The organism is Winogradskyella sp. J14-2 (assembly GCF_001971725.1).
GTDB lineage: Bacteria > Bacteroidota > Bacteroidia > Flavobacteriales > Flavobacteriaceae > Winogradskyella.
In genome coordinates, this window is the sequence record NZ_CP019388.1 from 520,146 (window position 1) to 534,064 (window position 13,919).

Annotated in this window: 12 protein-coding genes; 4 read left to right on the top strand and 8 right to left on the bottom strand. The window is 35.1% G+C overall.

The features are described 5' to 3' along the window. Positions 1 to 70: 70 nt before the first annotated feature. From BWZ20_RS02435 to BWZ20_RS02455, 5 genes are all read right to left on the bottom strand, one after another. Complete coding sequence (locus tag BWZ20_RS02435; RefSeq protein ID WP_076615747.1) at positions 71 to 1,846, bottom strand: sodium:solute symporter family protein; 1,776 nt, start codon at positions 1,844 to 1,846, stop codon at positions 71 to 73. A gap of 30 nt (positions 1,847 to 1,876) precedes the next feature. After that, a complete protein-coding gene (locus BWZ20_RS02440; protein ID WP_076615750.1) occupies positions 1,877 to 2,137 on the bottom strand; it encodes a DUF4212 domain-containing protein in 261 nt (86 codons plus the stop codon). 11 nt (positions 2,138 to 2,148) lie between these two features. Further along, complete coding sequence (locus BWZ20_RS02445) at positions 2,149 to 3,402, bottom strand: hypothetical protein (protein WP_076615754.1); 1,254 nt, start codon at positions 3,400 to 3,402, stop codon at positions 2,149 to 2,151. Positions 3,403 to 3,512: 110 nt separating this feature from the next. Beyond that, the gene (locus BWZ20_RS02450; RefSeq protein WP_076615757.1) at positions 3,513 to 3,932 is read right to left on the bottom strand and encodes a terminase gpP N-terminus-related DNA-binding protein; all 420 of its coding nucleotides are present in this window, start codon (positions 3,930 to 3,932) and stop codon (positions 3,513 to 3,515) included. Between the two features lie 165 nt (positions 3,933 to 4,097). After that, positions 4,098 to 5,477 carry an alanine/glycine:cation symporter family protein gene (locus BWZ20_RS02455; RefSeq protein WP_076615760.1) on the bottom strand — a complete coding sequence of 460 codons (1,380 nt, stop codon included), beginning with the start codon at positions 5,475 to 5,477 and terminating at the stop codon, positions 4,098 to 4,100. Positions 5,478 to 5,648: 171 nt separating this feature from the next. Between BWZ20_RS02455 and BWZ20_RS02460 the strand changes: the two genes are divergently transcribed. The 4 genes from BWZ20_RS02460 to BWZ20_RS02475 all read left to right on the top strand — a co-directional run bounded on the left by BWZ20_RS02460 (position 5,649) and on the right by BWZ20_RS02475 (position 8,059). After that, positions 5,649 to 6,395 (top strand): DUF6090 family protein, encoded by a 747-nt coding sequence (locus BWZ20_RS02460; RefSeq protein WP_157358302.1) that lies wholly within the window; start codon positions 5,649 to 5,651, stop codon positions 6,393 to 6,395. Then, positions 6,392 to 7,159 (top strand): DUF6090 family protein, encoded by a 768-nt coding sequence (locus tag BWZ20_RS02465; protein WP_076615767.1) that lies wholly within the window; start codon positions 6,392 to 6,394, stop codon positions 7,157 to 7,159. Before BWZ20_RS02460 ends, BWZ20_RS02465 begins: the two co-directional genes overlap by 4 nt. A gap of 159 nt (positions 7,160 to 7,318) precedes the next feature. After that, positions 7,319 to 7,690, top strand: a complete 372-nt coding sequence (locus BWZ20_RS02470) for a DUF2200 domain-containing protein (protein WP_076615769.1) — start codon at positions 7,319 to 7,321, stop codon at positions 7,688 to 7,690. An 18-nt stretch (positions 7,691 to 7,708) separates the two neighbouring features. Then, positions 7,709 to 8,059, top strand: a complete 351-nt coding sequence (locus tag BWZ20_RS02475) for a ribose-5-phosphate isomerase (protein WP_076615772.1) — start codon at positions 7,709 to 7,711, stop codon at positions 8,057 to 8,059. A gap of 54 nt (positions 8,060 to 8,113) precedes the next feature. Here the strand turns inward: BWZ20_RS02475 and bshA are convergent, their stop codons facing one another. From bshA to serB, 3 genes are all read right to left on the bottom strand, one after another. Beyond that, entirely contained in the window at positions 8,114 to 9,253 is a 1,140-nt protein-coding gene (gene bshA / locus BWZ20_RS02480; protein WP_076615775.1) for an N-acetyl-alpha-D-glucosaminyl L-malate synthase BshA, read from the bottom strand. 247 nt (positions 9,254 to 9,500) lie between these two features. Further along, positions 9,501 to 12,458, bottom strand: a complete 2,958-nt coding sequence (locus tag BWZ20_RS02485; protein WP_076615777.1) for a glycoside hydrolase family 3 N-terminal domain-containing protein — start codon at positions 12,456 to 12,458, stop codon at positions 9,501 to 9,503. Between the two features lie 122 nt (positions 12,459 to 12,580). After that, positions 12,581 to 13,801 (bottom strand): phosphoserine phosphatase SerB, encoded by a 1,221-nt coding sequence (gene serB / locus BWZ20_RS02490; protein WP_076615780.1) that lies wholly within the window; start codon positions 13,799 to 13,801, stop codon positions 12,581 to 12,583. Positions 13,802 to 13,919: the final 118 nt, after the last annotated feature.

The window sequence follows — 13,919 nt, forward strand, 5'->3', positions numbered from 1 at the left end:
TGGAAACTAAAATACAAAAAACAGTGTTGTAATTACAACACTGTTTTTACTAACTAATAAAACTTGTCAATTAATGACTTTGTGCTTCTCCCGCACCGGATGGAATTCTAATATTTTCTACAATTTCTTGTACATGTTCTGGTGGTGCAGGTGTCATACGAGACACTACAACCGATACAACAACATTAACAAGCATGGCAATTGTACCAAAACCCTCTGGCGAAGTACCAAACCACCATTGGTCTTTTGGTAACGGATCAAAGGTTTTCCAAAGTCCTGTTTTAAAAGCAATCATGTAACCTAACATTATTGTTATACCTACAATCATACCTGCAACTGCACCTTGTCTATTCATTCGCTTATCAAAAATTCCTAAAATAATTGCCAGGAAAAATGAAGCCGCAGCCAAACCAAAGGCTAGGGCAACAATTGCGGCGACAAAACCTGGCGGATAAATACCAAATAAACCTGCAATAATAATAGCTACAACAATAGCTCCTCTTGCCCACATTAATTCTCCTTTATCTGAGATATTTGGTTTTAATTGTTTTTTAATTAAATCGTGGGAAATAGAAGTGGAAATCACTAACAATAAACCTGCTGCAGTTGATAAAGCGGCTGCAATACCACCAGCTGCCACTAAGGCAATAACCCAATTTGGTAAGTTAGCAATTTCTGGATTTGCCAATACCATAATATCTCTATCAACATACAATTCGTTTTCTGTAGCATTAGCATTAGATATCAAACGTTCACCAAATGCTCCTCTGGCATCTGTATAAACAGGTTTTTTGCCATCGATAGCACTTCCTGCTACATACTGAATTTTACCATCTCCATTCTTATCTGACCAAGCAATTAAGCCTGTATCCTCCCAATTTTTGAACCATTGAGGAATCTCTTTATATTCTGTATTACTTACCGTTTCGATTAAGTTAGTTCTTGCAAATACTGCTATTGCTGGTGCAGTTGTATATAAAATAGCTATAAGAAGCAAAGCATAACCAGCAGACTTACGCGCATCTTTTACTTTAGGAACTGTAAAGAAACGTACAATAACGTGTGGTAAACCTGCTGTACCAACCATTAACGCTAAGGTAATAGCAAAGACATCCCAAGTAGACTTGCTACCATCCGTATATTCATTAAACCCTAATTGCGTATGTAAAGCATCCAGTTTATCGAGTAAAAATGTACCATCTTCAACAGTACCACCCATTCCTAATTGTGGTATGATATTGCCTGTCATCTGTATAGATATAAAAAAGGCAGGTACCATAAAAGCAAAGATTAAAACACAATACTGTGCAACTTGCGTATAAGTAATTCCTTTCATTCCGCCTAAAAAGGCAAAAACTAAAACCACCAACATACCAATAATTACACCCAAATTAATATCAACTTGTAAAAATTGCGAAAACACAATTCCAACACCTCTCATCTGTCCGGCTACGTATGTAAATGACACAATTAAAGCACAAATTACTGCCACAGTCCTTGCTGTATTGGAGTAATATCTGTCGCCAATAAAATCTGGCACTGTAAACTTTCCAAATTTTCGTAAGTAAGGTGCTAATAATAAGGCCAAGAGCACGTAACCACCTGTCCAACCCATAAGGAAGACAGAACCATCATAGCCCATAAAGGAAATTAATCCTGCCATTGAGATAAATGACGCAGCACTCATCCAATCTGCAGCTGTTGCCATACCATTTGCTAGTGGCGAAACACCTCCACCAGCAACATAAAAGTCTTTAGTTGAGCCTGCTCTGGCCCAAATTGCAATTCCGAAATATAGCGCAAACGTTACGCCTACTAATATCCATGTCCAAGTTTGTACACTCATAATTTTTTAATTTTTGGTTATTAGTTAAGACTAATCGTCGTAACCATATTTTTTATCTAGTTTATTCATTATTCGTACATATATGAAAATGAGAATTACAAATACATATATAGATCCTTGTTGAGCAAACCAGAAGCCTAGTTTAAACCCACCAAGTCTTATTTCGTTTAGAGCATCCTTAAAAAGTATGCCGCAACCATAGGACACAATGAACCAAATGGCTAAAAGTATTGAAAGATATTTTACATTTTCTTTCCAGTATGCTGTTGCATGTTTTTGTTTATCTGACATGATTAAGTTATTTATAAGAATATGTGTGTTTGAATTGTGAAAACATTTCTGTTTTCTGCACCGGTTAAGCCACTTTTACCCGTTAAATACTCTGCTGTGATCTTAGCAAAGTGGCCATTTATAAAATAGTTAAGTCCTACACCAAACTCACTAGCACTATTAGGTGTGTAATCTAGAGATTGAGTGTTGTATTTTACATAAGGCATTAGCTTTGCATTTCTAAATAAAAGTCCAGCTTGCCCATGAAGAATAGTACCAGATGATGGTACTAAACCACCTCCAGGCGCACCATCAGTATCTCCGTATTTGTAATTGTAGTAGGCGCCAAGTGCACTTATTGCCAATTTATCATTTAAAGGTGCATCGTAAAATACATCAAAAGCAGTATGAAAAACATCCTCTCTATTATCAAGGTTATTAACAGCCAGGGCATCTGGGTGATAATGAAACCCAGCTCCTACACTAAGTACCTTCTTTTTACCTAAGTAAGACCCTACAAAATAAGGGAGCTTATCAGATTCCTTATCAAAAAAATCATACTTAAAATATCCTGCATAGTTCCATGTTCCTGTTCCTACGCTATTATCTACTTGAAAGGTCGGTGTAGGGCCTAATTCACCGATATTATTTCTTGCATTATTTGCAGAAATTCGATATCCAAAATTTCCGAGAGAACCTTTAGCATAAATACCTAAATGCCTTGCAAATTGGTCGCTTGTTGTGATGTTTGACCATGGAAATAATCTAGCATCAGATACCGAGGCACCACCTTGGCCTCCTGGGTTATCTAAGGTCATCATATTTAGGGTACTTTGGTTTGTTAATCTTGAAATTCCATTCCAATAGTGTAAACCAGATCCTATATATAATTTTTGAGGTACTACCGCAAACTCAGCCCAAGCATCGTGCAAAAACAATAAACTTCGCTGATTATTCTGCTGAGAATTTGGATTAGCAGTAAGGTTACCAGCACCTAAACTATTTAGTCCAAAATGGGTTAGTATCAAAAATCTAGGAGATATTTGAGCATAGGCCAAAATTCTTGATCTTCGAATTGAAAATTTAGGGCCTTGTTGTTCAGATCCACCTTGCAGCCACATCTGATGCCAAGTAATAAATCTCATATACTTACTACCGTCTTCATTTAATTTAAATTGCATTGGCTTGTAAGAATGATCAGGCTCAGCATCTTCTTGCTGAGCCCATGACGCAATTGGCACGAGTGCTATTGCCACAAGAAATAAAAATAAACTTGTTTTTTTCATAAAGATTAGTTGTTTAGTTAGTTAAACTTTGGTTTTGTGTGCACCGCTAAACTCTAAAAAACAATCTCTAAAAAAAAAGTTAATATATCTTTCTGTTAATTATGTATATCTTAATCTCGAAAACGCTCCCATTTTATAAGCATAAACTTATCCCCCAACTCAGTAACAAGGGTGCCAGCACCAGATAAGTTTTGAGCATTTGAAAAGTAATTGGCAAGCTCTTTAGCGTTGAGAATTTTATATGTGGGATGGTATTTTGAATTGTAAGGCCTTTTAATATTATATTTCTTAACCCAATTTAAAATACTTACGTGAGAAATCCCTAATATGCGCTCAATCTCACGATACGTTAATCCTTCTAAATATAGCTGAAGTGCCTTATTAACGTAGTAATCGTCAATTTTTTTACCTAACTTATTTACAGTAAAATTATAGTTGCAAGATTTACACCTAAAACGTTGCCTGTTATTAACAATTCCACTTTTTACATAATTGTCAGAACCACAATTAGGACAAAGATCAATTTTCATATATATTAATTTAGCATAAATATATCAAATTAACAATAATATCTACAATAATTAGTTAAATTATTACAAAACAATTAATAAATAGATTAAAAAATAAAATATTTCTTAATAAAAAACAGCTTTTAATGAAGACTGTTAATTTTAATAAAAGACCTCAACTACCTTCTAGCTTTTTAAGTTTTTTAAATTAGTAAAGTAGCGCTTAGATTCCTTAAGTACTTTTGGTGCCAACAGAATGGTAGACACCATAGTTGGAAACGCCATAAATGCAAATACACCATCTATTAAGTTTATCATTACCTCAAAAGGCGTTGTTGCGGCAAGGATTATACTGAGGATGTAGAAATAGTTGTAGTAGTGCTTTCTATCGGCACCTATTAAAAATGACAAACATTTAGTACCATAATACGAATAACTAAACAGCGATGACACGCTAAAGAAAAATACGCAAACCATTAATAAGTATTGACCATACGGTAAAGCTTGCTCAAAGGCAGATGCTGTAAGACTAACACCATTGTCTGTTGTGGTTTGCCAAACACCTGTAACTAAAATTGCTAGTGCAGTGAGTGTACAAACTATTAAGGTGTCTATAACAGGGCCGATCATAGCCACTAATCCTTCCCTTACAGGCTCGGCAGTTTTTGCTGCGCCATGTGCCATTGGTGCTGTTCCGAGACCAGCTTCGTTAGAAAATGCACCGCGTTTAATGCCATGCAAAATCAATGCTCCTAAAACACCTCCTAAAAAAGGTTTATCTTTTGGAAAATAATCTGCTGCAAAAGCATCTGTAATAATCAAGGATAGATATTTTGGGACTTCTTCTAAATAAACACCAAGAATAATCAACACCAATACAAAGTACAGTACTACCATAGCAGGTACCATTTTAGAAGCCCAACGACTAATGCGTTGTATACCACCAAGAATTACAAAACTTGTAACGATGACCAAGATAATAGCAATGATAAGGTTACTGCCAAAAGACACCTCTACTCCATTAGGTCTTAATATAATATCGTTAATGGCTTGTTTTAACTGATTGACATTCACCACTGGTAATGCACCTAACATCCCAAATACACTAAATAAAACCGCCAGGAATTTCCAGTGTTTACCAAGACCTTCAGTAATAAAGTACATAGGCCCACCTTGTATATCTCCATTACTATCCTTCCCTCTGTACAAAATCGCCAATGTCGATGTAAAGTATTTAGTACTCATCCCAACGATAGCACTCATCCACATCCAAAACATAGCACCAGGTCCACCAACTGAAATCGCTAAAGCAACACCTGCAATATTACCCATGCCAATTGTGGAAGATAATGCTGTTGTTAAAGCTTTAAAATGTGAAATTTCACCAGCATCATTTGGATTATCATACTTACCTCTCAACACACTAATAGCATGTCCTAAATATCGAAATGGAATAAACTGCGAACGAATTAATAAATACAATCCGCCACCAACTAAAAGAATTAGCAATGGTAAACCCCAAGCAAAAGATGAAAAAGCTGCTGTAAAATTTTCTAAAGTCTTCATAAGGTTAAAAATAAGGAATCCTTTGCTGTGTTAATAACATATTGATAGTGCAAACTGTAATATATTGATTTTCAAAAAATAAAAAATTAACTTCGCTTATCGGTGGATATAAATCATTGAAACAGATTCATATCCTAGACGTTGTGCTTCATTATAACCAACCACTAACCAATGATAAAATTCTTTCGGAAAATTCGACAAAACTTGATTGCGGAAGGTAAAACTGGAAAATATTTAAAATATGCCCTTGGTGAGATTTTACTCGTAGTGATAGGTATTCTTATCGCTCTACAAATCAACAACTGGAATGAAGCTAAAAAAGAGCGCACATTTGAGATGAAAATGCTCACAGAGATAGAAAAAGCCTTAGAATCGGATATTGATTATTATAAAATGTTAGAAAATCGCATGGAAAGACTCGACTCAGCCTCTGGCGTATTCCTAACGCTTGTTCACGAAAAAGGTGTTTTTGAAGATTCACTTTATAAAAGTGATGGAAGAACACGGTGGTACGGTTTACGAACAGGCATCAACCTTCAGTCTAATACGGGACCGTATGAAGCCTTAAAATCTTCAGGACTGGATAAAATTTCTAATGACAGTTTGAGAAATGCATTGGTCTATTTTTATGATTTTAGATTACCAATCTTCAACGCATTCATAGAGTATGCTAGCCAAGACTATGAAGAGGACGTGGCAACTTTACTGTCTTTTTTAGATAAACCGTATACCGAAATGGTAGATGGTAAGATTGAGGTATATTCTAAATTTCCTGAGGATTTATTTCAAAAAGAGGAATTTTTACGCTTTCTTATGAAGATAAATGGCAGAGCTATCAATAGCAAGCAGACTATTGCCGTAAGTTCAAAATATATGGTAGAATTAAAAAATCACATTAATAATGAAATTTCACCATGATTAAATTTTTTAGAAGGATTCGTCAACGACTTTTGGCAGAAAATAGGATTTCAAAATATGCACTTTATGCCGTTGGCGAAATTTTTTTAGTGGTTATTGGTATTTTAATTGCATTACAAATCAATAATTGGAATGAAAACCGAAAACAGAAGATGACATCCAGGCTGTTAGTCGAACGCTTAAAACAAGCCCTCAATAGGGATATTGAGAACATAACCTATAGGATTGACGATGCTAAGAACATAAAAAAAAGTTTAACAACACTTATGAGTATGTTTGGAGAATCACCAGTCGAAGGTACAAACTCAGAAATAGACAGTTTGCTCTCATGGGCTACTAGAGACTATCTATTAAGCTTTAATCTTAATCCTTTATTAGAGGCCAGAGACAATGGTGAAATTTCACTAATTAATTCAGATTCTCTGAAAAGTAAATTATATGAATTTATAGGTCAGGTAGAATTCATTAATGAACGTGAAAAGAACCTAAACGAGGATAAGGATAATTATTTAGTGCCGTTTTTATACGATAATGTGAACATGCGAAATATACCCTTTCGATTTAAAAAGCTACATAAAGAAAAAGTTGGTGATTCTAAATTAGAAGCATCTAATTATGATGTATTGTTTCAGAACAGAAAGTTTGAAAATATGCTCAACCAACGATTCCTTTATTCTGAAGAAAGAATAATTACCTATCAATATGTAGAGATGTTTCTTAAGGAATTAAGGAATATGTTGATTAAAGAGAATGAAAAAGAGTAAGAAAAAATAACGAAAGCACAACAATGAACTAAGCTAAATTCCAAGCTTTTTTCAATTTAATTTCTTGCAAAGTTAAGTGCTAACCCACGCAACTACTCATAGCCCAACCAATAAACGCAACTACCTAAAAACTACCTTTTTTCACAAAAAAAATATAAAATGAGTAAATCTGACACCAGCCACCACGACGAGCGTATCGCTAATATGAGTTTTGCCTCTGTATATCCGCATTACGTGACCAAAGTAGAAAAGAAAGGCAGAACCAAGGAAGAACTCCACGAAGTCATTGAATGGCTTACTGGCTACAATGAAAACAAACTCAATGAACTTATTGAGCAGAAAGTCAACTTTAAAGACTTTTTTGAGAATGCCAACCTTAATGAAAATGCACATCTCATAAAAGGTGTTATTTGCGGTTATAGAGTTGAAGATATAACCAATACTACCACGCAACAATGCAGGTATTTAGACAAACTCGTAGATGAATTAGCAAAAGGTAGAAAAATGGAAAAAATTCTCCGTCAACCTTAAATTTTCCATTTTAAAAACATGCCAAAAACGCTTTATCATATTTATGTTGTAGAACTTTCTAAGCGTGTATTTACAGAAAATGCCAAGTTTAGAAATGCTAATCCGCAATACAATGGTGTATTAGAGTGTTTATATGTTGGTATGACAAGTAAAAGCCCTAAAGAACGTTTTGAACAACACAAAACAGGTTACAGAAACAAAAAAGGACACAAACTATCGTCTAATATTGTAGAAAAATATGGCTTGTATCTTAGGCCAAGTCTTTATAATCATATAGATCCTTTTTTAACACGAAAAGATGCTATAGTAGCCGAGAAAGCAATCACTTTAGAGTTGCGCAGAGAACGTTACGCGGTTTGGTCTAATTAATAATGCATACTTATCTAATTTGTCATTCTGAACTCGTTTCAGAATCTCACCCTTCTATTTAGTAACCAAAATCTTATATAAGGTTTCTTCGTAGATGGCTTCGTATTGTGGTACAATAGCGTGAATATCAAACTTCTTAGATTGTGCTTTGGCATTAGCTTTAAACGTCTTTAACGTCTCTGGGTCTTTAAGTATCTTAATGGCGTTGGCTGACATATCTGCTACAGCATTAACATCACTTAGATAACCAGAATATCCATCGATATTTACCTCTGGTAATCCACCAGTATTAGTAGATATTACTGGCACTCCACTTGCCATAGCTTCTAAAGCTGCTAAACCAAAACTTTCGGTTTGCGATGGTAGTAAAAACAAGTCACTAAAGCATAGGATACGGTCTATTTCGTTACTGTTTCCAAAGAAAATAACCTTATCACTAATACCCAATTCTTCAGCCAATATTTCAGCGGTCTCTTTTTCTGGGCCTTCACCTACCATCATTAACTTAGCTGGTAACGCTTTCTGAATATTATAAAAAACCTTAATCACATCTGGTATCTGCTTCACTTCGCGCATATTACTAATATGCGTAATGATAAACTCTTCATCTTCTGCCATCATGCCACGCTGACAATCCGTAAATCCATTTACATGCTTTTCTAGATCTATAAAGTTTGGCACTACACTAATGTCTTTTTTAATATTAAAAAGTCGTAAGGTATCTTTTTTCAAACTTTCTGAAACCGAAGTAACGGCATCAGATTTGTTAATACTAAAGGTTACCGCAGGTTTATAAAACGGATGACTACCAACTAGTGTGATATCTGTGCCATGAAGTGTGGTAACGATAGGAATATGAATTCCCTTTTCTAAAAGCATTTGCTGAGCCATATAGGCTGCGTAAGCATGTGGAATCGCATAATGTACATGCAACAACTCTATACCATAAAGTTGCACCATATCTACCAACTTACTAGACAATGCCAACTCATAAGGTTGATAGTGAAATAAAGGGTATTCAGGAACATGGACTTCGTGAAAATGAACATTATTGCTCAACAACTCTAAACGTACTGGTTGACTATAGGTTATAAAGTGAATTTCGTGACCGCGTTTAGAGAGCTCTAAACCTAATTCTGTAGCTACTACACCACTACCACCAAATGTTGGGTAACAAACAATTCCTATTTTCATGTGTTAATATTTATTGCCTGCTTTATAGCAGACATTTTTTTAATGGGCACATGGAACATCCTATTATCATATTTGCTGTACAATCTATGATTAATCATGGATGTTTCATCTAAAACTTTTGAATGATTAAAGCTAATATGTATAAAGTCTTGGATCTTTTTAAATCCTTACAAATTTATAATACGTGTTAAAGTTAGCAGATTTGAATTGGTACAAAGTAACTTTTAGCACTTTTTAACGTATAGCACTAATCTATAATCGCTTCATAAATGAGTCGCTGAATTTCGGTTCTGATGTTCTCTCTAAGCAATAAATTCTTGCCAGCCTCTGGATAAGTTCTATTGGCTAAAAACACGTAAACGATTTCTTCTTCAGGATCTGCCCAAGCATAAGTACCCGTAAAACCAGAGTGCCCAAAACTAGTCATTGAGATACAACCGCAAGTAGGACCTTCTTCACCTAATTGTGGTTTATCGAAGCCTATACCTCTCCTATTATCACTTTCGCAATAATAACAGGTGTTAAACTTATCTATAGTTTCGGATTTAAAGTAACGTTTTCCACCATAAAATCCTTTTTGTAAGTACATCTGCATAATCTTTGCCACATCATTGGCATTACTAAAAACACCAGCATGGCCACCAATGCCTCCTTGCATAGCGGCTCCCATGTCGTGCACATAACCATGAACCTTTTTATACCTATAATAGCTATCCACTTCAGTTGGTACAATGTCTTTTAGACTAAACGTTTTTCTTGGGTTGTATGTGGTGTAATTTGCACCTAATGACTTGTAGAAACGATCTTGAGTTATTTCGTGTAAAGATTTATCATAAAAGCCTTCCAGATAGTTTTTAAGGATGTAATATGGCAGATCACTATAACGATAACGCAATCTTGAAAGTAAATCACTCTCCTTTATAATTTCTTGTATAGAGTCCTTGTAATCGTTGCGCATAAAGAGTGTGTTGGTAACCTCTATATTAAAATCCTTAGAACGTTTTGTTCTGTAATATTTAGGATCTGGTTTCTTTGTAACAGTATCTAAAGTTGCATAATAGAAAGGAATCCAAGGTTTTAACTGCGCATAATGCGATAACATTCGTTTTAAAGTAATGTTCTTTTTATTAGACTTTTTATACGCTGGAAGTAAATCTCCTAGCTTTGAATCTAATGACACGGAACCTTGTTGCTCTAATTCCATAAGTACAGGAAGCGTCGCAATAATTTTTGTTAAAGATGCTACGTCATAAATATCATCAAAGTCTACCTTGTTCTTCTTAGAGTAGGTGTGATAACCAAAATTCTTGTTATAAATAACTTTTCCACGTCTAGCTACCAAAAGTTGAATACCAGGAGTCATTCTATTGTTAACAGCATGATTGGCAACAGAATCTATTCTGCTTAAAAGCTTAGAATCCATACCAACACGCTCTGGTAAACCGTAACTAAGATTAGATAGCGCATTATAAGTTAAGCCTGTACCTACAGGGAAGAACTCACCAGTACTTACAGGTAACTTGCCTTTTGCACCTATTCCGCCAAAAATAAGCTGAGCCGATTTTTGTTGAGCGATAGTACTATTCTGATAACTCATTACAATGGCTTCTATGTTTTCTACAGAGCGTAAATCGTTTAATGTATAAGGTCTTGCAAATACATCTAAGATTACAGTAGTGCTTCTAGCAATTTCGTATAGCCATGCTAACTCTTTTTGTGAGAATTCATAAGCTTTCCAAGGGTTGTCATTAGATTTATGAAACCCAACTACCACAGTATTATAATTCTGTAGTTTGGTCATAATTTCGTCTAATTTTTCTCCTTTTATGTGATGTACTTTAGTATATTTTTTTAATTCGTTGTAAAAGGCTGATCCACTTGCGTCTCCTAATTCTACATAAGCTATATTTTTGGTTTGCAGGTCTCTAAGTGGCAGTACATCATCTTTATTTTTCACCACAGTAATAGCATTCTCCATAAGGGTTTCGTAAAGTACGTCGTCTTCAAGTCTATTTAAGTCCTTAGCTAGACCGTACAGACCCACTGGTGAGTAATTATGCAAACCAACCTTGTACTTTGCCATCAGAATCTTCTTAACAGAATGTGACAATCGCTCTTCGCTTATTTTCTTATCCTCGTAAGCTTCCATAATCCTTTCTATGCCTTTCTCAGGGTCTTCAGACATTAGCAAGACGTCATTTCCTGCTAAAAATGCCATTAAATCAATTTCGCCACCTTTAGAAATTACACTAGTTGTAATACCATCAACGTTTTTTTCTACATAATCTGCAGCACCTTTCATGGTTAAGGCATCTGTAAAAATTAAACCTTTAAAACCTAATTCACCCTTAAGAATATCTGTAACAATATGTTTTGATAAGGACGATGGAAAACCTCGTCTTTTTTCTAAACTTGGAACATTGAGGTGCGCAACCATAACGCTAGACAAACCCTCGCTTATGAGCTTTCTATAAGGATACAGTTCTATAGAATCTATTCGTTTTTCACTAAAGGAAACCGTTGGTAAGGTTTTATGGGAATCATCTTCGGTATCACCATGACCTGGAAAATGCTTGGCATTTGCCAAAACTCCTGCACTTTGCATACCATTCATAAATGCTAATCCTTTGGCTGTAACATTGTCTCTATCTTCACCAAATGAACGATTACCAATGATTGGGTTTTTGGGATTGGTATTGATATCCACAACTGGTGCAAAATTAAAATGTACACCCAAACGTTTGCAATGCTCACCGATTTGTCTTCCGGTTTGTTCTACCAAACTATCATCTTTAATAGCTCCTAGCGTCATATTCCACGGAAACGCATACGTAGAGTCTAAGCGCATACTCAAACCCCATTCTGCATCCATACCCACCAACAAAGGCACTTTAGATGTTGCTTGCAAAAGGTTATTTAATTTGGCTTGACGGTATGATCCACCATTAGAATAAATAACACCTCCAATGTGTTCCTCTTTTATTAAATCGACGATTTTATTATTAACCTTCTCATTATTTTTTGAAAATACCTGAACCATAAAAAGCTGACCTACACGCTCTTTTAAGGTCATAGCATTGTAAATACTATCTACCCATTTTTGTTGTTGCGCTGTATCTTTGGTTAATAATGGATTAGGAGTTGCTTCTTGGGCAATACTAATCTGAACACAAAAAGCTATTAGAATAAGGGACAAATATCGCATACATCAATCTTTTCTCGTTTGTAATTTTAATAACGAATACTATGCCAAAATAGCATATTTAATAAGAAGTAAAAAGACTTTAGGATAGTTTTATAAACCGTATAATTAACAGTAATACATAGTTACACCAAATCTATATGACGGTCGTGGTAACCCAGTAAATAGAGCACACCATCCAAACCAATACTAGAAATGGAGTTCTGGGCATTATCCTTAACTTTTGGCTTAGCATGAAACGCAATACCTAAACCTGCTAAATTGAGCATTTGTAAGTCATTTGCGCCATCGCCTACAGCAATAGTCTGCTCTATATCAATACCCATATTATCCGCTAATAATTGAAGATACTCGGCTTTTTTATAACCATCAACAATGTCACCAACATAACCACCTGTAAGTACACCATCTTTGATTTCTAACGTATTGGCATACACAAAGTCTATGTCTAATTTTTCTTGAAGGTAGTGCCCAAAATAAGTAAATCCGCCAGATAAAATTGCAGTTTTATAACCGTAATAATGAAGCGTATCTATAAGTCGTTTTGCGCCTTTGGTAATTGGTAAATTTTCTGCAACATCCTTTAAAACAGCTTCACTGAGTCCTTCTAAAAGCTTCATACGTTTTTTGAAACTCTCCTGAAAATCTATTTCCCCTTGCATGGCAGACGCTGTAATAGCCTTTACCTCATTACCAACTCCAGCGCGCTCTGCCAATTCATCTATAACTTCAGTTTGGATTAAGGTTGAATCCATATCAAAACACACCAAACGACGGTTACGCCTAAACATGCTGTCTTCCTGAAAAGCAATATCAACATCCAACGCATGCGATATATCCATAAATCTTGATGTAAACTCAGACTTGTCATCGAGTTTACCACGAATGGAAAGCTGAATTGATGCTCTAGGGTACTCTTCTTCTTTTACTAAAGATGTACGACCGGTTAATCGCTTTATGGAATCTATGTTCAGGTTCTTTTCTGATATAACTTTGGTGACCTCAGAAATTTGCTCTGCTTTTAGTTTTTCGCCTAAAATGGTAACGATATACCGATCCTTTCCTTGCATACTTACCCAGTGCTCGTAATTCTCTAAGGATATTGGTGTAAACTTTGCTGTAATACCTAATTCATAAGCCTTAAATAATAAGTCTTTTAGGACTGCTGCTGATTTTTTTCCGGTTTTTATTTCGAACATCATACCTAATGACAAGGTATCGTGGATATTAGCCTGACCAATATCTAAAATCTTAGCATCATAGGCTGCCAAAACATTGGTTAAAGACGATGTTAAGCCTGGTTTATCTTGTCCTGAAATATTTAATAAGAAAATATCTGTGCCCACGTTCTATTGACGATTTACGAATTTAGAATGACGAATTAGAGAATTTAAGTTCCTAAATAAGTTAGTGTAAAAATGAACATTCTTTCTTAAAAAAGAAAATTATTAGCAGTTCATATAT